This is a genomic window from Ruegeria sp. SATB045 (assembly GCF_059613525.1).
Genome location: NZ_JBXWSR010000037.1, coordinates 159,336 through 180,408, shown reverse-complemented (window position 1 = coordinate 180,408; position 21,073 = coordinate 159,336). Strand labels below are relative to the sequence as shown.

Sequence of the window (21,073 nt, the reverse complement as noted above, 5' to 3'; positions counted from 1 at the left end):
CTTGAGGATGGTAGGAGGCGTCGGAATCGAACCGACTCGTGCACTCTAATCTGGAGCAATTACAAGGATATAAGCCTCGCCCGCATACCAATGCTGCCTCCCGCGGATTTCGCGTGGGTTATCGACCTCAGGCCGATATTCGATGGCAGTGGATGCGTGTGAACGTCATGACCGCAAGCTGAACCAGTTCGCATAACCATGTCAAGACGGAGCGTGCGGCACTTCGAAATTCACCGCGTAGTTCTGGGAACCTTCGCGCTAGACGAGTGCCAAATAGGTTGTCCGCATCGCAGAATTGTAAACACATTAGGTATGTGCGGTGTAAGGCTTCCTCTAGCCACTTATGCGAAAGTCAGCGGCGCTCGATACCGAATCCAAATTGACTGATGCCGCGCGAAGCTCCGATGACAGCTATGCGCAGAAAGCAGACTTTGCAAAGTCACAGACTCTGCTTCAAGCAGCACTTTAGTGTTTGATTGGTGCCAGATTGGACATCGTTTTGAGCAATTTCTGTTAATTATTACAGCATGACATTCTGTTTTATCCACAGTCTGGGCACGCAACACACTGGCTTCCATATGCTTAAGACAGGCGACTTTTAATTCGAATTTGCTTCACGCGCAGCTTTGGCTCGAAAGTTTGCCAATTTTGACGCGTCAAATTTTGCAGCCCCGGAACCTAGTTTTCCAATGGCGCTTGGACTGTTGACATCATCCGTGTCAGTGAACTTCCAACCATAGGCTGGGAGATCATCTCCTGCCTCTACATGCTGAGCTTCAAATGAATACGTTGCTCTCATTGGAACGTACCCATCCACGAAATTCATAGTCCTCTCTGACGGCGAAATAGAAACTATCCCTGTAAGGCGAACTGGCTCGTGAAAGCGTTCTGGATACCAACCTTCCGGCAATCGAACACGAATAAGCTGGTTTGGGTTCGGTGGAGGTGTATGGCTGCACATACCTCTCTCCGGAACCAAGTAAGCGACGTTTGTACCATCAGGATCCGGTGGTGCGGGTATCGCATAGCCCGCCAGCTTTACGACTTTTCCGTCAATTTCTGGATTACCAGCCGTGGCGGCTTTCTTTCGTCGCTCTGCTACGACCCATCGTTGTTCAATCAACCAATCAACGTCGATTCCAGCCTTTTGCAGCGGCGTCTCATTTTCCAGAATTTTCGCTTCAAGACTTTTGCGGACATCTTCGGAATGGGCTCCACTGTCCAGTCTGAGCTTTAGTCGGACGACTTTAACAAGACCACTAAGCTGGTCAGGTGTCAGTTCTTTGAAAGGATCTACGTATTCCTGAGATTCTTCATCAATCAATTGGTTCCAGTCTAACTCAGCGATTTCTGCGGACAACGACGTTGAAATCAAAGAGGCAACACAGACTATTCTCCAAATCTTCATGACTTGTCCCTTTCAACCGTATGGCCACTTGGATGTTGGTCAATGCGTCATCACCTGCCAGCCTAAGACATTAATGGATACCTGGGCTCCAAGCGAAACGCAGTTCAAAGCTCGTTTTTATAGATGACACCGTCCTTCATAATCAGGTCGAAGTTTTCGTTTGGGTCCCCTACAAGCTCCAAGTTTTCAAGTGGGTTGCCGTCCACGAGGATCAGATCAGCGTATGCGCCATCTTTGATAACTCCGAGTGGACCTTCTTGGTAGGGATGACGAGGGCCACTCATTTCCATTAGGCGGGCATTTTCAGAGGTCGCTATCTTGAGCGCTTGATAAGGAGTCATCCAAGTTCCCAACCTCACAAGATATTCGCTCTGTTGATACGCCTTTGATGGATCCATGAGTTGATCGGTGCCAAAGGCGAGATTCACGCCAATTTCGACGGCCATTGGGTACAGCGCGTCTACAGCATCAGTCACCTGTTTCCACTTTTTAGCACTAACTGGGCTGTCCCAAACCATATCGGCCTCAAACATCGCCTGAGGACTGAGCCAAGCGCCTTTTTCCTTCATCAATTCCAGTGTTTCTCTTGATGCGAAGAAGCCGTGCTCAATGCTCATTACGCCGTTTTCTATTGAGGTTCGGATGCCTCTGTCCGTCATCACATGCGCTAAAACATAGGTGTTAAAGTTCGTTGCCTCTTCGACTACCGCGCGAATTTCGTCGACCGAATACTCGCTCACATCCAGCGGATCGTATTGGGAAGAGACACCACCACCAGTCGTGATTTTGACCTGAGTAGCACCAAACTTGAGGATTTCTCTGGTTCTCTTTCTGACTTCCGGTACGCCATCAGAAATCATCGCCATCATATTTTTTTCCCAATAACTCAGTTCAGAGTTGGAGTTTCTTGGGTTTTCAAGCAGCGTGTGAAAGTCGGCATGGCCTGACGTTTGGCTCATGAATGGTCCGGAGGGCAAAATGCGGTGACCGGGGTATTCACCAGCGTCAATCAGTTTCTTGATCGTAAACGGATTTCCGCCAGGGTCTCTAACGGTGGTAAATCCACGCATTAAAGTCTCTTCAGCCCCCTTCATACTGCGAATGGCCACTTCCGACATGTCGCCTTGATTCAACATTAGAACGGATGCAGGGGTGTAGGCATACGTCGTGTGCCAATGGACATCGATCAATCCTGGGATCATCGTGCGACCGCCACCGTCAATCACCACCGCGTTCTCGGCTTCGATTGGGTCGGAAGAAACAGCGGTTATGAGATTATCTTCGATCAAAACGTTAGCATTCTCGATGCGTGCTTCGTTTACCCCGTCAAAAACATGAACATTCGTTATGAGAGTTCTTGTAGAATCCTCTTGAGCGCTCGCCAGCGTTGCCAGCATGCTTGAGATTACCACGCAGAGCGTTGACAATTGATTTTTGCGCATATCTTTCACCCCAGGAATATCAAAGCATTCGATTGTTTAATTTTAACGAAGGTAGCCAACTCTCCGAGGAAAATCGATATGAACTTTTTTAAGGAACTTGGCGAAGGCAAACCGGAGCTTTTTGCGGCAACCGTACGTGAAGCAATTACAGGAGAGGTTTTCGATGGCGACGTGATACAGTTGGGAAAGGGGGCTGACGAAGGCGCAATTCTCACAGCTCGTTTAGGGCTTTCCCGTTTGTCTAGTACCCGCTTCAAGCCCAATGCATTGGTGAGAACCGCACAAAGTGAAAGTTTCGCTAATTTCACTGTACCAATCTGCGCTTCAGAGTTATGGACGGTAAGTGGCGTTCCTTTGGAAGAAAACTCCATTTTCTTCAATTTCACTGCATCGGAAACCGAGGTAATCGCACGCAATCGAACTTCGTTATGTGGTCGTGTGCCTTTGCAACGATTTCTCGAAGAGGTTCAACTTTTTTCCGGCAGAAACACATCGGATTTTCTCGGACCAACAGTTATTGTGAAACTGTCTTCGGATTTTCACGCAGCTTTGGTGCGAACACTTAGCTGCATAATGAACCAAGCCGATGGTCAACATACCCAGGGTGACTTGGAGGCGCGTCTTGCAAGGACGCTTGCGATATTCTTTGCCTTATCTGTGAATAGTGGGAATGCACGCAAAGCGACTTGGTCTCAAAAAGTGGGTTTGGTCTCAAAAACACGAGAGTACTATTCTTCCGCCTTGTCAAAAAGGCCATCAGTGGCGGATCTGTGTCGAGTAACCGCGGTAAGCGCGCCAACATTGATCTCAGCATTTCGCGATGTAACGGGTGAAACACCAGCACGATTTTTTGCTCTTCAAAGACTGGCCAATGTCCATGATGAACTTGTTCAGGCGTCTCAGCAAAAACCCATGGTGAAGCAAGTGGCGCTCGCTCACGGATTCACCGATCTGGGACGATTTGGGAGCCTGTACAAAAGCATATATGGAATTTTACCATCAGAGCAAATTGAGCGTTTTGCACCCATTTGACCGGTTGTCTTTTTAGTTCTGCCGAAAACCGATTAATACCAATCTCGGCTCCGATGTAGCAGAGTTCCCTTGACGGATTGCATTGACACCTCAACCATCTGCCAAACAAAACTATGGATGGGACGGTGGAATGTTTACATTTTTTTTGAATTTCTACAGGCTCTTAAAAGCGATTGTCCGCTCGTGGAGTAGCCCCAGATTCCGCGGAGCGCTCACCCTTGCAATACTCTTGCTGCTCTCCGGAACTTTGTTTTATGTCAGCGTCGAGGGGTGGTCTTGGGTGGACGCGCTGTACTTCAGTGCAACTACTATTTCTACGGTCGGCCTCAGTGACCTAACGCCCGTAACCGACACAGGAAAACTCTTTACCGTGTTGTATATTTTTGTAGGCGTCGGGGTCTTCATCACGCTGTTTGTACAATTCACACATGCCCTTCTTAGGGACTACGATGAGAAAAAGTCGTCAGAGGATTAAAGATTGACGTAACATGCTTGCGACCTTTTCGAGGTTTTCCCATCTTCAGCACATATTTTTGGGGAAGTATGACATTGATGCCCACTCTGTGGCCAACGTTCGATTTCTTTCAGCTTTAATCCCGAGTGACGAATTAATGATTCTAGACAGGCTTAAGGAGCTGGTGCTGGCCTGTCTTCGGGCAGGTCAGTCTCGTTTGTTTGCTCGGTTTGATTGCGCCAGCTTCTGTCCGCTAAGCCAGAATTGTAAAGTCTTGCATTTCAAGTCCGCTTTGGACTGCCATCGGCCGAAAAAACAGGGCGCAGAGAAACGCGTAATTGAGGCCGCGGCAGTTGGACAAAAGAGCAAAACTCGGCGTCAGCCGGTCATACCTGCCGCCCTTAGGCCATTGGTGAGAAGTTTAAAATCATCCGGTCGCCGCCACATAGACCGAAACCCGCGTGCAAGGCTATCTAACGTGTCATCCTCAACCACGATACCTCGACTTGTGAACTCATCGTGACGTTCGATCACGAATTCTCGCAACGCATCGGCGGCGTCTCGCTCTCGTCCGAGCTGCGCGTAAGATGCGGTGACAAATGCGGCAGCCAGCGAGTTAAGCCGGGCTGCTCCCATTAGAAAACTAAGCGCTGCTTCATAGTTGCCGTTGAAAAATTCGACCTGCCCCATAATCCAGTCGATGGCAGGTGGATGCAGCGGATCCAGTCCCATAGCTTTCGAAACCACCTCGCGCGCCTTTTCGTGCTGGCCGAGTAGTAGGAAAGCATAACCACACCAGGCCATAGACTCCGCTTCACTTTCTATCATGGAAAGTGTTTTCTTAAATTGCGCTTCTGCCTCATCCCACAATCCGGCACAGAGATAAGCAAAACCAAGCTGGTCCTGAATGTAGACGTCGCGGTTATCGAGTGCCACGCCCTTTCGGGCTATTTTCAATGTGTGCGTGGGTGCATCAGCGTCCGCCAGCCCAAGCCACAAATCTATGACATATGTATCTGAGAGATACATATAAGATCGCGCGATAGAGGGATCGAGCGCGACCGCTCGTTCCAACAACGCTCTCGCCTTGGCCGTATCTCGGGCGTTCAGGCCGTCGCGTAACGCCTTGCCCTTAAGCATCAGTTCATAGGCCTTCATCTGATCCGTTGGTTTCTGTGTCGAACGGTCGACGACATCGTGCTGGACCCTGCCCGGCAACACTGCGACGATATTTCGGGCCACCTCGTCTTGAACCGCTAGAACATCTTCCAGTTCGTGGTCGTATCGATCCGACCAGAGTTGAGTGCCTGTACGGGCGTCAGCAAGTTGTACCGAGATTCTCACGCGACTGCCGGCCTTCCGCACGCTGCCTACAACCAGGTAATCTGCGCCGAGAGCTTCCGCGATTTTGGCCGGATTTTTGTCCTGTGTCCGGAACCTGAAAGACGCATTTCTGGAAACAACCTTGAGCGTCCGAAAACGCGATAAGCCCACAATAATGTCTTCCGCAATCCCGTCGCTAAAGAAGGCCTGTTCGGGGTCGTCGCTCATGTTGTGTAGTGGCAAGACCGCAATAGTGGCTTTTCCTGATGATTCAGGCCGAGGCGGTTCAGCGCAAACTGCGCTTGACCCGCCAATGCGCCAAGCATGTACCGGTTCGGCAACGTTCTTCACCGTAAGCTTACCAGCATCTTCCCAAACGACCGGTATACGGTTCCCGACCACACGATAAACATCTTCAGACACCAACACACCGCCTGGCGGGGCAAGCTGCTCCAACCTTGACGCAAGGTTCACACCGGAACCAAAAACATCTCCGTCGCGCATGATAATGTCTCCAAGAGTGACGCCGATGCGAAAGCGAAGTGGATCGGTGCCCACCAATGGCGAACTTTGCCACTCAACCGCGCAGGAAACAGCGTCAACAGCGCTGTCGAAGCTGGCGAGCAGACCGTCACCCATCTGTTTGACGATGCGACCGTGATGCCGACCGACAAGCGGAACAGCGGTTTTGTCAATGTGCGCTGAGAGGACTTCGAGCGTGCCTTTCTCGTCCCGCTCCATTCGGGCGGTAAAGCCGACAAGATCAGCAATCAGTATGGCTGCCAGCTTTCGCTCCACGTGTTGTCCTCCTTTTTGTTTCATACTGGTCGCTACGTGTTTAGACCATGCTAAAGTGCACAGGGTCGGTTTCTGCCCTTGCTTGAAGTCGGTTTCAGCGTTGGGAAACTATGCCATTCGTCTGCGCGAAAGGCTTGGAGGACAAACAGCCGAGTTGTCTTCGCCCTGAGTTGTGCCAGGTCCGCTTAGGGCTGAAAATTCTACTCTCAGGGTTCGCGCAAAAAAAGGCCGCTCGAAAGCGGCCTGATAGATCACATCTCGGTGGCTTCCGCGATGGCGAGTGCGTCTTCGATGTCTACACCCAGGTAACGCACTGTACTGTCCATCTTGGTGTGACCAAGCAATAGCTGCACGGCTCGCAAGTTACCTGTTCTACGATAAATCTGCGCCACTTTTGTGCGTCGCATTGAATGGGTCCCATACTGACTGGGATCAAGCCCAATCGAAGCGACCCATGACTGAACCAACCTCGCGTACTGACGAGTAGAAATATGCAGCCGATGCTGAAAACGCCCTGGCCACAAGTACTCGGATCTTTTCATTGCAGGTTGTTTCAGCCAATTCAAAAGCGAGTTTCGCGTACCACTACTAATTTCAAAACGAACGGGTATCTTTGTCTTGCTTTGGTTGACAGACGCGCGTTCCTTTACTTGTCCAGCGGCAAATACGTCTGCAACTTTCAGGCGAACAAGATCGCAACCACGGAGCTTACTATCTATTGCTAAATTGAAGAGTGCTAAGTTCCTATGATCTTCTGAAATTTCTAAGCGAACGCGTATTGCCCAGACATGCCTTGGCAAAAGCGGGCGCTTCTGGCCAATAACCCGACCTTTGTTCCACGCAGATCGGCCAACTCGAATGACGGGTAGATTTAAAGCTTGCATGACGAATACTCCACACCGCCACGCACCACCTCATCGCCCACACAGTGTCAGCGTCTATTGGTTACCATGCTTGGTCTCCGTCATGAAAAATCTGACTTTGTCGAAGCCTGACCGGCGCCTCAAATATGCGATTTGGTATAGGGCGAATAGCAGAACTATGGATTCAATAGATCAGGGTGGATAATCTTCGGTGTAGGGGAGAACGGGAGTGGAACGCCGCCTTACCACTATCTTGAGTATTGACGTCGTGGGCTACTCGCGACTGATGGAACGCGATGAGGCAGCGACGCTGGCAGCACTAAAGTCGCATCGGTCTGAACTCATTGACCCCTTTGCGGCGAGTTATGGTGGCAAGACGATCAAATTGATAGGTGATGGTGCTCTACTGGAGTTCGAAAGCACCGTACAGGCAATGAAATTTGCCGTTTCTGTTCAAAACGAAATGCTCTCTCGAAATTCGGACGTTCCAGAAAGCGAACGAATTGTGTTTCGGATCGGCATCAATATCGGAGATGTGATTGCCGAGGATGGAGACATTTATGGTGATGGCGTCAATGTCGCCGCTCGACTTGAAGGCTTGGCTGAGCCAGGAGGTATTTGCATTCACCGCAGCGTAAGGGACCAGGTACAGGACAAGCTGGATCTGAATTTCGAGGATCTGGGTGAGACCGAAGTCAAAAACATAGAGAGACCAGTCCGAGCCTTCGAAATCGTTCTGGATGACAAGGCCAAGGCTTTGGCTTTATCAAAACCAATTGCGCATACGAAACCAACGATATCCAAGTGGGTGCCAACTCTAATCGGTGCAGCATGCATCTGTTTGGTGCTGGTTTCGGTCGTATGGTGGCGATCCAGAGATGCGGCACCCCTGACCGAACAAGAGGAGTTTGCGCTTGCCATCCCAGACGAACCGTCCATCGTCGTTTTGCCCTTTGAGAACCGCTCAAAAATTGAAGAGGTCGGCTATCTGGCAGAAGGTTTTGGAGCAGCAATCACGACGCAGCTTTCGAAGTTTCCACAGCTATTTGTGATTGCTGGTTCTACTTCGATTACCTTTGCGGACAGCTTGGCCAAACCGCGAGAAATAGGTCGAGAGCTCGGTGTGCGATATGTTCTGTCAGGTAGCGTTCAGAGCGTTGGCGAGAATATTTCGATTAACTCAACACTGATAGAGACAGAGTCGGGGCACGCTCTATGGTCGGAACAATATGACGTTGGCGTCGAAGAATTGTTTTCCGCTCAGGCCGACCTTATTCGGGAAATCGCATCCACCCTAAAAATTGTAGTTGAGGAAGAAGAAATCGCTTCGCTTAGGAAACGGCCAACCGATGATCTAGAAGCGTATGAACTTTTTCTGAGGGCTGTCGCCAAAAGCAAGCTGCTGAATACTGCGAGTCGGCAAGAGGCAATTGAACTACTGGAACGAGCCATAGTGCTCGATCCAGACTACCTTTCTGCACATATTGAATTGAGCGGTCGCTACCTTAGTCTTTGGCGCTTTGGTGGGTCGGACGATCCAGAAACCGCGCTGAACAAAGCCCGCAGGCACGCACAGCGTGCGTTAGAACTGGATCAATCGGACTATCGCGTTCAACACCGCTTGGGCCAGCTACATTTGTTTGCTGACCACGATCATCAACTCGCATACCAGGCATTTCAGCGGGCAATACGGGAGAACCCCAATGATCCTGAGGTTCTATATGGTATGGGCTTTCTACGGTCGCTTATGGGTGAGCCAGCCGAAGCGATTGAGTGGAACAACAAGGCAAAAAAGGTCAACCCGCGTTATCCCGGCTGGTACAATTTTAACGCGGCCCTTTCTCATTTCTTAATCAGAGATTACAAACAGGCAATTCTGCTGGCAAAAACCGGTATCTCAACTTATCCAAAGTCGCTTCCTCCGCGCCGTATCTTGGTCGCAACTCTTGCTGAAATGGGACGTCTGGAAGATGCACAGGTTGAAGCAAAGAAATTACTAGAAATCCGGCCGGACTTCCGTGTTTCTACACACAGAAACACACCCTTTATGCATACTGAGGACCAGGACCGGTATTTTGGTGCGATGGTTGCTGGTGGATTGCCCGAATAGAAAGGTTTTCATATCCCGGATACTGGCTGTATGCGCGGTTTCCACTTTTGGTAGCATCGTTGCATGAACGGACCAATCCGCTCCTCGGGATCAACAAACATCGCTGTTGAATGTCTGGTTTGGGCTGCGACCCGCTGATGATGCGCATTGAAGAGAAGAGCGGGAGTAGCTTAGAACAACGTGTTTGTTGTTTCACTGGAGAGTGCGCAGTGAAGTAACCGTAGACGTTCAAGTGAGATTCAGGACTGACTCATTGTCAAAGCGGATCGGTCTACGCGCCAGTTTCAAGCCTTCCGGCCTCATTCGTCTTGCAGCACCGAGCCCGCCTAGGCGCGGAGAAGTATAGACAATACTCGGCGGTGAATACGATCTAGATCGTAATCGGTTAGTTCTAAACCCTCAGTCATCCGCGCTTTGAATGACTGAAAGTCTCCGCGAGTGATCTCGCCACGGTTTTCGTCGTCTCCGGCAAGTTGCTGCGCGAGTTTTTCCTTTCGGAAGTCCAGCAGAAAACGGGAAAATCGAGCGTTCAATTCGGAGTATTGAGGGGAATCCTCGATAGGCGATTTGTTTTTCATAAATTCGGTATCCGATAGCCATGGAACTGCCCGAGCGGTTTTGCTGGGCAAGTACAACATTCTGGTCAGCTTTTGCGTGTGACGCGTATGAGACGATTTGGTTCCATGGCCACAGTCTTGAGATTTTCTGGTCCTGGTCAATAGCGCGATTGCTATCGATGGTCGCCCAAAGCAGAACAATCTCAAAACTCTAAAGGAATCTTTTTTATTTTATTTCAGTACCTTAAGAATCTGTGGGCATTAAAGACCGTTCAAATGGGCGCAAAAATCAGCACTATGGGCTATTTATGCTCACCCACACAGTTCCACAGTAGTCTAAACTTTATCCGCACTTAGAGTGGCCGCAACTGCGGCAGGTCATGCAGCCTTCGATCATTGCCATGTCGAACTGCCCGCAGGACGGGCACGCTTTGCCACGCGGAGCATCCATATTGACGACCTGCGCCTGCGGATCTGATTTCAGCCCCATGCCCTCGCCTTCAAGGAAACCGATATTGATCAGGTGCTGCTCGATCACGCCGCCAATCGCAGCAAGTATCGAAGGGATGTACTTGCCTTTAACCCACGCACCGCCGCGTGGATCAAAGACGGCTTTCAGCTCTTCGACCACAAAGGACACATCTCCTCCACGACGGAACACGGCCGAGATCATCCGCGTAAGCGCCAGCGTCCAGGCGTAATGCTCCATGTTCTTCGAGTTGATGAACACCTCAAACGGGCGGCGACGGCCACCAATGACAATATCGTTGATGGTCAGATAGATCGCGTGTTCGCTATCGGGCCATTTCAACTTGTAAGTCGATCCCTCCAGCGATTGCGGGCGGTCCAGTGGTTCGGACATATAGACAACCTCGCCGCCATCCACCTGATGCGGGGCATCGGCGCTTTCGCCGGGGGCTTTGTCGGCGCTTTCGGACACTGTCAGGACCGAGCCGGTCACGTCATTCGGGCGATAGGTGGTGCAGCCTTTGCAGCCCTGATCCCAGGCCTGCATGTAAACGTCTTTGAAGGCGTCAAAGCTGATATCTTCGGGACAATTGATCGTCTTGGAAATCGAACTATCGATCCATTTTTGCGCGGCGGCCTGCATCTTAACGTGATCAGACGGGGAAAGCGTTTGCGCGTTCACGAAATAGTCGGGCAAGGCGACATCGCCGAACTTGTCGCGCCACATCTGCACGGCGTAGTCCACTACCTCTTCCTCGGTGCGCGAGCCATCCTTTTGCAATACCTTGCGCGTGTAGGCGTAGGCAAAGACCGGCTCGATCCCCGAAGACACGTTCCCTGCATAGAGCGAAATCGTCCCAGTCGGCGCAATTGAGGTTAGCAGCGCGTTGCGGATGCCATGTTCGCGGATCGCGTCACGCACGTCTTCATCCATTTGCTGCATGTTGCCGCTGGCCAGGTATTTTTCGGCGTCAAACAGCGGGAACGCACCCTTCTCCTTCGCCAAATCGACCGAGGCCAGATAGGCGGCGCGGGCGATCGCATGCAACCAGCGCTCGGTCTGACGCGCCGCTTCGTCTGACCCATAGCGCAAACCCAACATCAGCAGCGCATCGGCCAACCCGGTCACGCCCAGCCCAATCCGGCGCTTGTCCTGTGCTTCGGCTTCCTGCTCGGCCAGCGGGAATTTCGACGCGTCCACAACATTGTCCATCATGCGCACAGCCGTAGCGACCAGCTCTTGCAAGGCGGCCTCATCCAAATGCGCCGTATCCCCGAACGGGTCCGCCACCAGTCGCGCCAGATTGATCGAACCCAACAGGCACGCACCATAAGGCGGCAAGGGCTGCTCGCCACACGGGTTCGTCGCGGCGATGGTTTCCACATAGCTCAGGTTGTTGGCCTTGTTGATGCGGTCGATGAAGATCACACCCGGCTCGGCATAGTCATAGGTGGCCTGCATGATCTTGTTCCACAGATCGCGTGCCTGAACTGTGTGATAAACCTTGTCACCAAAGACCAGTTCCCACGGGCCATCGGCCTTGACGGCCTCCATGAACGGATCCGTCACCAGAACCGACATGTTGAACATGCGCAGGCGCGCCGGGTCAGATTTCGCGGTGATGAACTGCTCGATGTCGGGGTGGTCGCAGCGCATGGTCGCCATCATCGCCCCACGACGCGAGCCTGCGGACATGATCGTCCGGCACATCGCGTCCCACACATCCATGAACGACAAAGGTCCAGAAGCATCCGCCGCCACGCCTTTTACATCCGCCCCCCGCGGGCGGATGGTCGAGAAATCGTAACCGATCCCCCCACCCTGCTGCATGGTCAGCGCGGCCTCTTTCAGCATGTCGAAAATACCGCCCATGCTGTCGGGCACGGTGCCCATGACGAAACAGTTGAACAGAGTCACCTGACGCGCTGTACCTGCACCCGCAGTGATGCGACCAGCGGGCAGATATTTAAAATCTTCCAGCGCTGCGTAGAACTTATCTTCCCAATGGGCCGCGTCATCCTCGACCCGCGCCAGATCGCGGGCTATGCGTCGCCAGCTATCCTCGACCGTCTGGTCGATGGGCGTGCCATCCGCTTCTTTAAAGCGGTATTTCATGTCCCAGATCTGCTCGGCGATGGGGGCGGCAAAGCGGCTCATTGGTGATTCCCTGTTTTGAAAGAGGTATCCAGATTACCGCAATTCACATCCAAACCACAACACCTTGATGACGCCGCATAGCGAGCTACAATATAAAGGTGGGCCTTGGGACGACTCTGTGGGAAAGCTGTGGATAAGTACGTAAACCTCATCAAACTGTCCGTCGGATCGGAAAGCGTTGATACGCTGATGGCGTGGCAGGACAGTCGCAGACCGCTTTACGAGGACGGCTGCCCGCGCCATGTCACCCGCATGTGGCCCAAGCGCGAGGCCGAGATTCTGAATGGCGGATCAATCTATTGGGTGATCAAGGGCGTAATCCAATGCCGTCAGCGCATCCTGCGTCTGGATGAGGTGCGCGGCGAAGACGGCATTCGCCGCTGCGCTATCGTGCTGGACCCACAGGTCCATCGCACCCAGACCGCGCTCAAACGCCCGTTCCAGGGCTGGCGCTATCTCAAACCCGAGGACACCCCCGCCGACCTGCCGGAAGGGCGAGAACAGGACGATGCCTTGCCCGACGATCTGAATCGCGCGCTTGCCGAGATCGGCGTGCTTTAACGCAGGCGATCCAGCAATGCGTTCAGAGTGGCCTTTGTCTCGGGGTCACATTTCGCCACCCGACTGCGCCACAGGGTCGCCTGCGATTGCAGGATCAGCCCGTCGGTCAGGATTTTGAGGTGGTTCGCTCGCAGCGTCTCGCCGGTAGATGTGATATCGGCAATCGCCTCGGCGGTCTCATTCATCACCGTGCCCTCGGTCGCGCCCTGACTATCGACCAGAGTGTAATCGGCCACGCCCGCATCGGTCAGGAACTCGCGCACCAGCCGGTGATACTTGGTGGCAATCCGCAACCGGTGGCCGTGGGTTTTGCGAAACGCCGCTGCTGCCGCGTCCAGATCATCCAGCGTGTCTACATCAACCCAGCAAGCAGGTGTCGCGATGATCAGGTCGGCCTTGCCAAACCCAAGCTGCGAGATCTCCTCGACCTGTTGTTCCCAGCGGGGCAGTTTCTCATGCACCAGATCAATGCCGGTGACGCCCAGATGAATGCGACCTGCCGCCAGTTCACGCGGGATTTCCCCGGCGGACAGCAGGATCAGCGATACGCCGTCGATGCCCTCGACCTTACCCGCATATTCCCGATCTGACCCGCTGCGCGACAGAGTGATGCCGCGCTTTTCGAACCAGCCAAAGGTCTTCTCCATCAACCGGCCCTTCGAGGGCACGCCCAGTTTCAGGCTCATTGCGCGTCCTCCTCGATCTCAAGCATCAGGTCGGGGCGGATGACACCTCCCACAGCCGGAATTTCGGCCCCGTTGCCCAACTGCCGCGTCAGCGCATCGTAGCGCCCGCCGGTGGCGATGGGGGGCAGATCGGGGCGACCCTCGGCGTAGAAGCCAAAGACAAACCCGTCATAATATTCCATCGAGGTGCGGCCATAGGCGGCCTCGAAATCCAGACGTTCCACATCCACGCCACGCGCCTGTAGCGAGGCAATCCGCGCCTCAAGTCGGTCCAGCGCCGGAGTGATCTGCGGCAGATCCACCGCCACGTCGCGCAGCCGTTCCAACGCAAAGGGCATGGTCTCACGCACGTTCAGCAGGGTTTCCAGCCCAACCAGTTCGTTGTCGGAGATAGGCGGTGTGTCGCGATCTTCGCGCAAGGCAGCGATCCGCGCTTCGATCTCGGAGGCACGGCGCTTGCCGATCATTGGGATGTCCGGATCCAGCGGATTTTCCGCATCCAACAGGCTGTCGCGCCCTTCAGGTCCCGGTTTGCGACCGGCAAAGCGGTCCAGCAGCACCCGGAAGCGACGAGGCCGCCACAAGTGCCGCATCAGCGCCGCCTTGCGCCGGTCCGTGGTCTTAAGGCCCTCGACAGCGGCAGTCAGGATGCCGATATCCCCGGTCGCCGCGCGCAAAGGCAGCCCTCGCAATTGCAGCGCGAACAGCGAAAACACCTCAGCATCCGCGCCTGCAGGATCGTTGCGGTCGAACACTTCGTAGCCGACCTGAATGTATTCATTCGAGCGATCAGGGTCATGCTCCTGACGGCGGAATACCTCGCCTGAATAGGTGTATCGGGCAGGCTCGGCCCCGTCGGACATGTGCATCTGCACCACGGGCAGGGTGAAGTCCGGGCGCAGCATCTGCTCGCCCCGCAGCGCGTCCGTAGTCACATAGGCACGCGCGCGGATATCCTCACCATAAAGGTCCAGCAGCGTGTCGGCCGGTTGCAGCAGCGGAGGGTCCACGACCTGTGCGCCTGCGGCCTCGAACCTCACGCGCATCATCGCAGCGCGGGCTTGTATCTGGGAACGGTTGGGCATGGGTCAGTCCTGACTGTCCAGAATTTCGCGTACCTTGGCGACCAGATCGCTACGCGGCACTTCGAATTGGCTGGGGCGTTCTTTCCATTCCTCAAGCGTGGCGCTTTCGGCGATCTTGGCCCCAAGGATCAGGTCCTTGATCTGCACGATCCCACTGGCCTTTTCATCGCCCCCCTCGATCACCGCGATGGGAGAGTTCCGCTTGTCTGCGTATTTCAGCTGATTGCCAAAGTTCTTGGGGTTACCCAGATAGACCTCGGCCCGGATGCCTGCATTGCGCAGTTCGGCCACCATCGCCTGATAATCGGCCATGCGGTCGCGGTCCATTACGGTCACAACCACGGGACCAGTCGCCTGCGCGGCAATCCGGCCCTTTTCGCGCAGGGCGGCCAGCAACCGGTCAACTCCAATGGACACGCCAGTCGCAGGAACTTCCTGCCCGGTAAACCGCTTGACCAAGTCGTCATAGCGGCCGCCGCCCGAAACCGATCCGAACTGCCGCTTACGGCCTTTCTCATCGAAAATCTCAAAGGTCAGCTCGGCCTCACAAACCGGGCCGGTATAGTACCCGAGGCCCCGCACGACCGAGGGGTCGATCTCAATCCGGTCCGAGCCATAGCCGCCCGCATCAAGCAGAGCGCCGATCTGTTCCAACTCGGCAATCCCATCCGCGCCGATCTTGCTGTCGCCCACGGCAGCACGCAGGTTTGCCAGTGTACCGGCGGTATCCGCAGCCTTCGAGGTCAGGAAGGCAATCACTGGCTCGGCCTGATCGTCGCTGAGGCCCACACCGTCGATGAACGCGCCCGAGGCGTCCAGACGGCCCTTGGTCAGCAGCTCGCGCACACCGGCTTCACCTACTTTGTCAAACTTGTCGATGGTGCGTAGAACATTGTCGCGGGCGGCGGCATCTTCGCCCAGACCCATCGCCTCCAGCACACCGTTCAGAACCTTGCGGTTATTCACCCGCACCAGATAGTCGCCGCGGGGGATGCCCACGGTCTCCAGCGTGTCCGACAGCATCGCACAGATTTCGGCGTCGGCAGCCATCGAGGCTGTGCCCACCGTATCCGCATCGCATTGATAAAACTGACGATACCGCCCCGGCCCCGGCTTTTCATTGCGCCAGACCGGACCCATCGCATAGCGGCGATAGGGCGTCGGCAGGTCGTTGCGGTGCTGCGCATAGACACGGGCCAAAGGCGCGGTCAGGTCATAGCGCAGGGCCATCCAGTCACCGTTGCCGCCGTCGTCAAACTCCTGCCACGCAAACACACCCTCGTTCGGGCGATCCACATCGGGCAGGAACTTGCCCAACGCCTCGACCGTCTCAACCGCGCTGCTTTCCAGAGCGTCAAACCCGTACCGATGATAGACATCCGCAATCGTCCGCAGCATCTCGGTGCGCTGCGAGACTTCCTGGCCGAAATAGTCGCGGAACCCTTTCGGCGTGACGGCCTTGGGGCGGGGCTGTTTCTTGGGCTTGGCCATGTGGGGCGTCCTTGCGGTTCATGTTCCGCGCGCGGTCTATCCCATGGCCCGCATCTGGGCAAGGCGCGCTTTCACTGGTGTTGAGGTCAAAGCGCCGCTATGACCACGCCCAAAGGAGAGCCCCATGCAGCATCTGGAAGAGCAGATCGCCCACCTGACCCGCACGGTCGAAGAGCTGAACACGGTCGTTACAACCCAACAGAGTGAGATCGATCGCCTGACCCGGCGCGTCGAGATGCTGTTGCAGCGCGAGGCTGAACGGGCGCAGGAAGGATCAGGTGGGGTCGTGTTCGGAGACGAACGCCCGCCGCATTACTGACTGCTTATAACCCCAGCGTCGTTTTCACCGCATTGTCGACCACACCTCCCAAAAGAGCGTTCTTGTCCGCAGCGCAGCCTTCGGAAAGCGCCGCTATGAAGGCTTCACGCAATTGGGCCTTTTCCTCATCGGTCGTTGCGTGATCTTCGATATTGATCTGACGGTTATATAGCGACAGGGCCGTCATTTTCCCGACGACCTCTACGACAAAGGCTTCGTCTCCGTCTGCCTCTTCGGCAATCGACGCGCAGGTATAATGCATCACTGGCAATGCATCCTGCACCATCTGTTCAGCCGCCTCATCCGCCGCAGCGAAAGTTGGCGTTATTAAGAGCACGGCGCTTAGGATCAGTCTGGAGGTGTTCATCATGGCTCTCATTTCCAGTTATGCCCGATGATCGCACCAGCTACGCCGCCGATTGCTGCGCCCTTGCCGTCTCCGACCAACGCCCCGACACCGGCCCCGATGAGCGCACCTTCGATTGTCTGCTTTTTCTTCTTGTCATCAGCCACCCCTGCCGAGGCAAATGCCAAGGACGCCACAGCAGCAAGCGCAACAGTTCTGAACCCGAGACCTAAAATCACCATGTCAAACCCTCCTTTGGCCCGAAACCGACCAAAGTCAGCCTAGCCCGAGGGATTGTGTCTGGCAACAAAAGGCGGGGTCAGAACTCCTCGACCGACATCACGCCTTCCAGCGATTTGATCGCGCCTTTAATTTGCGGATTGATGGGGAAGTTCTGGCCCAGATCCATCTCGACCTCGCCGGGCAATCCGGGCGCCATCAGCAGCAATTGGATAGGCCCGCGCGCGGCGTTTTTGGCCGCGCCAGCCGCGTCCTCTAGCACTTTGGCCACGGTAGGCAGGGCCTGTTCCTCGTCCACAAAGATGCGCAGGCCGGTCGCACCCGCCTCGGCCACTACCGTATCCACCGGGCCGACAGAGCGGCCAAGCAGTTTCAGCTGATCAGCTTCCATTGTGGCCTCGGCGGTTAATACAACTTGCGCGCCAGTTTCCAGATACTCGCGCGATTTCTCCAACGTTTCCGAGAACAGCGTGACCTCATACGCACCGCTGGGGTCCGAAAGCTGCGCAAAGGCAAACCGGTTGCCGCGCGCCGATTTCCGCTCCTGTCGACCGGCAACAACACCGGCCATCTTGGCGATGAACGGACCCGAACGTGCCTTTTCCGTCACCTCGTCCAGCGTCATGACCTGCTTGCGTTTCAGCGCAGGCATATAGTCGTCCAGCGGATGGCCCGAGAGGTAAAAGCCGATGGCCTTGAATTCCTCGCTCAGCCGTTCTGCGGGCAGCCAATCGGGCGTGGGCGACAGGCGCGGTTCGGGCAGGTCATCGCCCGCCTCACCAAACAGCGACACTTGGTTCGAATTCTTCTGTTCATGGATCGCCGCGGAATACTGCACCAGAGGATCAAGGCTTTCGAACACGCGGCGGCGGTTCTTGTCCAACTGATCGAACGCGCCCGCCCGCGCCATCATTTCCAGCGGGCGTTTGCCGACCTTTTTCAGATCAACCCGGCGGGCGAAATCGAACAGGTTCACAAAGGGCTTTTCCGCGCGACCATCGACCACCAAGTTCATCGCCTCAACGCCCACGTTTTTCAAGGCGCCCAGCGCATATACAAGCTCTCCGTTCACCACATCGAAGGTCGCTTGAGATCGGTTCACGCAAGGGGGCACATAGGGCAACTCAAGCCCTTTGCGGACCTCTTCGAAATAGACGGCCAGCTTGTCGGTCAGGTGGATATCGCAGTTCATGACACCGGCCATGAACTCGACCGGGTGGTTCGCTTTAAGCCAGCCGGTCTGATAGCTGACCACCGCATAAGCGGCGGCATGGGATTTGTTAAAGCCGTAGTTGGCGAATTTCTCCAGCAGGTCGAAAACCTCGCTGGCTTTCTTGGCATCCACGCCGTTTTCACCCGCGCCCTTTTCGAATTTGGGGCGTTCGGCATCCATCGCCTCTTTGATCTTCTTACCCATCGCGCGGCGCAGCAGGTCGGCACCACCAAGGGAGTACCCAGCCATGACCTGAGCGATCTGCATCACCTGTTCCTGGTAAACGATGATGCCCTGTGTTTCCTCAAGGATATGGTCGATCAGCGGATGCACGGATTCAATTTTCCGCAACCCGTTCTTGACCTCGCAATAGGTCGGTATGTTCTCCATCGGGCCGGGACGATACAGCGCCACAAGGGCGACAATATCCTCGATACAGGTCGGCTTCATGCGCTTTAGCGCATCCATCATGCCCGAGGATTCCACCTGGAACACCGCCACCGTCTTGGCGGCAGAATAGAGCTTATACGTCGCCTCGTCGTCCAGCGGGATGGCATTGATCTGGTTCTCGGCCCCATCGGCGGGTTCATAGAGTTCCGTGCCATCGGCCGCGATGTGCAAAGGACGCCCGGACTTGAAGATGATATCCATCGCGTTCTGAATCACGGTCAGCGTCTTCAGGCCCAGAAAGTCGAACTTAACCAGCCCGGCCTGTTCCACCCATTTCATGTTGAACTGGGTCGCAGGCATGTCGGATCGCGGATCCTGATACAGCGGCACCAGCGCGTCCAGAGGCCGGTCGCCAATCACCACCCCCGCCGCGTGGGTCGAAGCGTTACGCAACAGCCCCTCGACCTGTTGGCCATAGGTCAGAAGCCGGTCCACCACCTCTTCGTTCCGCGCCTCTTCGCGCAGGCGGGGTTCGTCTTTCAGAGCCTTTTCGATGGAAACAGGCTTTACGCCCTCGACCGGGATCATCTTGGACAGGCGGTCCACCTGCCCGTAGGGCATCTGCAGCACCCGCCCGATATCGCGCACAGCGGCCTTGGACAGCAGCGCACCAAAGGTGATGATCTGCCCCACCTTGTCGCGGCCATATTTCTGTTGAACATAGCGGATCACCTCTTCGCGGCGATCCATGCAGAAGTCGATATCGAAGTCGGGCATCGAGACCCGCTCGGGGTTCAGGAACCGCTCGAACAGCAGCGAATACCGCAACGGATCAAGGTCGGTGATCGTCAGCGCATAAGCCACCAAGGAGCCCGCACCCGAGCCCCGCCCCGGCCCAACCGGAATGTCGTGATCCTTGGCCCATTGGATAAAGTCCGCGACGATCAGGAAATAACCGGGAAAGCCCATGCCCTCGATGATGCCGAGTTCGAAATCCAGCCGTTCCTGATATTCCTCGGGCGTCACCGCATGCGGGATCACCGCCAGACGTTTCTGAAGGCCCTCATTTGCGATGCGGCGCAGCTCAGCCACCTCATCATCGGCAAATTTCGGCAGGATCGGATCACGGCGATAGGCCATGAACGCACAGCGCTTGGCTATTTCGACCGTGTTCTCAATCGCTTCGGGCAGATCGGCGAACAGCGTCACCATTTCCTGCTGCGACTTGAAATAATGCTGCGCCGTCAGGCGGCGGCGGCCGTCCTGCTGATCGACATACGCGCCCTCGGCGATACAGATCAGCGCGTCGTGGGCCTCGTACATATCCGAGGTCGGGAAATAGACATCGTTGGTGGCGACCAAAGGCAGGTTCTTGGCATAGGCCATCTCGACATGGCCGCGCTCGGTCAGACGTTCGGCCTCGGGTTGCCCCCCCTCACCCGGATGGCGCTGCAATTCGATATACAGGCGATCCGGGAACATCCCGGCCAGCCGATCCACCAAAGCCTCAGCCGCTGGGCGCTGGCCTTGTTGCAGCAACATCCCCACAGGCCCTTCCGGCCCACCGGTCAAGCAGATCAAGCCGTCCGAGCGATCCGCCAACTCCTCCAACGTGACCTGCGGTAACTGCCCGCCCTTGTCCACATAAAGGCAGGAACTCAGCTTCATCAGGTTCTCATACCCCACCTCAGACTGCGCCAGCAGCACCAGCGGCGCGGGGGCTTTGGGCTTTTCCCCCGGCTGCGCTTGCAGGTAAGTCAGATCGACCTGACAGCCCATGATCGGCTGCACGCCGGCCCCGCTGGCGGTCACGGAAAACTCCAACGCCGAGAACATCGAATTGGTGTCAGTAACGGCGATGGCGGGCATATCGGCCTTTTCACACAGGCCAGGCAGCTTTTTCAGCCGCACGGCCCCTTCCAGCAGGGAATATTCTGTGTGAACACGAAGGTGGATGAATCGAGGAGTGCTGCTCATGAAGCCCAAGCTATCCCAGCCAGGCGCGCGGCAAAAGCGGGAACCGCATAGATGGAATGCCTAAAAAATCAGCTTGGATTATTCGGCTTTTCCAGAAGGTGCTTCGGCAGCAGCAACGACCCAAGAAGGCAAAACACTTTAATTTCAAAGCT

16 protein-coding genes and 1 tRNA gene are annotated in these 21,073 nt (G+C 55.2%); 5 read left to right on the top strand and 12 right to left on the bottom strand.

Going from position 1 to position 21,073, the window contains the following annotated elements:
• Positions 1-8: 8 nt before the first annotated feature.
• The 3 genes from AC2FNR_RS20480 to AC2FNR_RS20470 all read right to left on the bottom strand — a co-directional run bounded on the left by AC2FNR_RS20480 (position 9) and on the right by AC2FNR_RS20470 (position 2,850).
• A tRNA-OTHER gene (locus AC2FNR_RS20480) sits at positions 9-102 on the bottom strand.
• 496 nt (positions 103-598) lie between these two features.
• Complete coding sequence (locus AC2FNR_RS20475) at positions 599-1,408, bottom strand: DUF3299 domain-containing protein (RefSeq protein WP_496851133.1); 810 nt, start codon at positions 1,406-1,408, stop codon at positions 599-601.
• A 104-nt stretch (positions 1,409-1,512) separates the two neighbouring features.
• Entirely contained in the window at positions 1,513-2,850 is a 1,338-nt protein-coding gene (locus tag AC2FNR_RS20470) for a metal-dependent hydrolase family protein (protein ID WP_496851131.1), read from the bottom strand.
• A 78-nt stretch (positions 2,851-2,928) separates the two neighbouring features.
• Here AC2FNR_RS20470 and AC2FNR_RS20465 point away from each other — a divergent pair, with 78 nt between their 5' ends.
• Both AC2FNR_RS20465 and AC2FNR_RS20460 read left to right on the top strand, forming a co-directional pair.
• Positions 2,929-3,882 carry a helix-turn-helix domain-containing protein gene (locus tag AC2FNR_RS20465; protein WP_496851129.1) on the top strand — a complete coding sequence of 318 codons (954 nt, stop codon included), beginning with the start codon at positions 2,929-2,931 and terminating at the stop codon, positions 3,880-3,882.
• Between the two features lie 130 nt (positions 3,883-4,012).
• The gene (locus AC2FNR_RS20460; protein ID WP_496851127.1) at positions 4,013-4,357 is read left to right on the top strand and encodes a potassium channel family protein; all 345 of its coding nucleotides are present in this window, start codon (positions 4,013-4,015) and stop codon (positions 4,355-4,357) included.
• Positions 4,358-4,714: 357 nt separating this feature from the next.
• Here AC2FNR_RS20460 and AC2FNR_RS20455 read toward each other — a convergent pair whose 3' ends face one another.
• Together AC2FNR_RS20455 and AC2FNR_RS20450 are read right to left on the bottom strand one after the other, a co-directional pair.
• Entirely contained in the window at positions 4,715-6,457 is a 1,743-nt protein-coding gene (locus AC2FNR_RS20455) for an adenylate/guanylate cyclase domain-containing protein (protein ID WP_496851125.1), read from the bottom strand.
• Between the two features lie 251 nt (positions 6,458-6,708).
• A complete protein-coding gene (locus AC2FNR_RS20450) occupies positions 6,709-7,341 on the bottom strand; it encodes a tyrosine-type recombinase/integrase (protein ID WP_496851123.1) in 633 nt (210 codons plus the stop codon).
• Positions 7,342-7,549: 208 nt separating this feature from the next.
• On the opposite strand from AC2FNR_RS20450, the gene AC2FNR_RS20445 reads away from it, so the two are divergent.
• Complete coding sequence (locus AC2FNR_RS20445; protein ID WP_496851121.1) at positions 7,550-9,430, top strand: tetratricopeptide repeat protein; 1,881 nt, start codon at positions 7,550-7,552, stop codon at positions 9,428-9,430.
• A 900-nt stretch (positions 9,431-10,330) separates the two neighbouring features.
• Here AC2FNR_RS20445 and AC2FNR_RS20440 read toward each other — a convergent pair.
• Complete coding sequence (locus AC2FNR_RS20440; RefSeq protein ID WP_496851119.1) at positions 10,331-12,613, bottom strand: adenosylcobalamin-dependent ribonucleoside-diphosphate reductase; 2,283 nt, start codon at positions 12,611-12,613, stop codon at positions 10,331-10,333.
• Positions 12,614-12,742: 129 nt separating this feature from the next.
• On the opposite strand from AC2FNR_RS20440, the gene AC2FNR_RS20435 reads away from it, so the two are divergent.
• Positions 12,743-13,174 carry a DUF1489 family protein gene (locus AC2FNR_RS20435; protein WP_353393499.1) on the top strand — a complete coding sequence of 144 codons (432 nt, stop codon included), beginning with the start codon at positions 12,743-12,745 and terminating at the stop codon, positions 13,172-13,174.
• Here the strand turns inward: AC2FNR_RS20435 and hisG are convergent.
• Genes hisG through hisS form a run of 3 tightly spaced genes read right to left on the bottom strand, consistent with a single transcriptional unit; the run spans position 13,171 to position 16,436 of the window.
• Entirely contained in the window at positions 13,171-13,860 is a 690-nt protein-coding gene (gene hisG, locus AC2FNR_RS20430) for an ATP phosphoribosyltransferase (protein WP_496851117.1), read from the bottom strand. The two genes, AC2FNR_RS20435 and hisG, sit on opposite strands and share 4 nt — an antisense overlap.
• On the bottom strand, positions 13,857-14,945 hold the full coding sequence (locus AC2FNR_RS20425; protein ID WP_496851115.1) for an ATP phosphoribosyltransferase regulatory subunit: 1,089 nt from the start codon (positions 14,943-14,945) through the stop codon (positions 13,857-13,859). The genes hisG and AC2FNR_RS20425 overlap by 4 nt, the downstream gene beginning before the upstream one ends.
• A 3-nt stretch (positions 14,946-14,948) precedes the next feature.
• Positions 14,949-16,436, bottom strand: a complete 1,488-nt coding sequence (gene hisS, locus AC2FNR_RS20420; protein WP_496851113.1) for a histidine--tRNA ligase — start codon at positions 16,434-16,436, stop codon at positions 14,949-14,951.
• Positions 16,437-16,560: 124 nt separating this feature from the next.
• On the opposite strand from hisS, the gene AC2FNR_RS20415 reads away from it, so the two are divergent.
• Positions 16,561-16,755: a SlyX family protein gene (locus AC2FNR_RS20415; protein WP_170352274.1), complete on the top strand. Its 195-nt coding sequence runs from the start codon at positions 16,561-16,563 to the stop codon at positions 16,753-16,755.
• Between the two features lie 4 nt (positions 16,756-16,759).
• Here AC2FNR_RS20415 and AC2FNR_RS20410 read toward each other — a convergent pair whose 3' ends face one another.
• The 3 genes from AC2FNR_RS20410 to dnaE all read right to left on the bottom strand — a co-directional run bounded on the left by AC2FNR_RS20410 (position 16,760) and on the right by dnaE (position 20,921).
• Positions 16,760-17,122, bottom strand: a complete 363-nt coding sequence (locus tag AC2FNR_RS20410; RefSeq protein ID WP_496851111.1) for a hypothetical protein — start codon at positions 17,120-17,122, stop codon at positions 16,760-16,762.
• 8 nt (positions 17,123-17,130) lie between these two features.
• Complete coding sequence (locus tag AC2FNR_RS20405; protein ID WP_170352272.1) at positions 17,131-17,343, bottom strand: YMGG-like glycine zipper-containing protein; 213 nt, start codon at positions 17,341-17,343, stop codon at positions 17,131-17,133.
• Between the two features lie 77 nt (positions 17,344-17,420).
• Positions 17,421-20,921, bottom strand: a complete 3,501-nt coding sequence (dnaE, locus tag AC2FNR_RS20400) for a DNA polymerase III subunit alpha (RefSeq protein WP_496851109.1) — start codon at positions 20,919-20,921, stop codon at positions 17,421-17,423.
• Positions 20,922-21,073: the final 152 nt, after the last annotated feature.

Excerpts from the sequence above, each read along its gene's own strand:
- dnaE (WP_496851109.1), bottom strand. The coding sequence starts at position 20,921 with ATGAGCAGCACTCCTCGATTCATCCACCTTCGTGTTCACACAGAATAT.
- AC2FNR_RS20465 (WP_496851129.1), top strand. The coding sequence starts at position 2,929 with ATGAACTTTTTTAAGGAACTTGGCGAAGGCAAACCGGAGCTTTTTGCG.
- AC2FNR_RS20475 (WP_496851133.1), bottom strand. The coding sequence starts at position 1,408 with ATGAAGATTTGGAGAATAGTCTGTGTTGCCTCTTTGATTTCAACGTCG.
- AC2FNR_RS20450 (WP_496851123.1), bottom strand. The coding sequence starts at position 7,341 with ATGCAAGCTTTAAATCTACCCGTCATTCGAGTTGGCCGATCTGCGTGG.
- AC2FNR_RS20415 (WP_170352274.1), top strand. The coding sequence starts at position 16,561 with ATGCAGCATCTGGAAGAGCAGATCGCCCACCTGACCCGCACGGTCGAA.
- hisG (WP_496851117.1), bottom strand. The coding sequence starts at position 13,860 with ATGAGCCTGAAACTGGGCGTGCCCTCGAAGGGCCGGTTGATGGAGAAG.
- AC2FNR_RS20405 (WP_170352272.1), bottom strand. The coding sequence starts at position 17,343 with ATGGTGATTTTAGGTCTCGGGTTCAGAACTGTTGCGCTTGCTGCTGTG.
- AC2FNR_RS20425 (WP_496851115.1), bottom strand. The coding sequence starts at position 14,945 with ATGCCCAACCGTTCCCAGATACAAGCCCGCGCTGCGATGATGCGCGTG.
- hisS (WP_496851113.1), bottom strand. The coding sequence starts at position 16,436 with ATGGCCAAGCCCAAGAAACAGCCCCGCCCCAAGGCCGTCACGCCGAAA.
- AC2FNR_RS20410 (WP_496851111.1), bottom strand. The coding sequence starts at position 17,122 with ATGAACACCTCCAGACTGATCCTAAGCGCCGTGCTCTTAATAACGCCA.
- AC2FNR_RS20440 (WP_496851119.1), bottom strand. The coding sequence starts at position 12,613 with ATGAGCCGCTTTGCCGCCCCCATCGCCGAGCAGATCTGGGACATGAAA.
- AC2FNR_RS20470 (WP_496851131.1), bottom strand. The coding sequence starts at position 2,850 with ATGCGCAAAAATCAATTGTCAACGCTCTGCGTGGTAATCTCAAGCATG.
- AC2FNR_RS20460 (WP_496851127.1), top strand. The coding sequence starts at position 4,013 with ATGTTTACATTTTTTTTGAATTTCTACAGGCTCTTAAAAGCGATTGTC.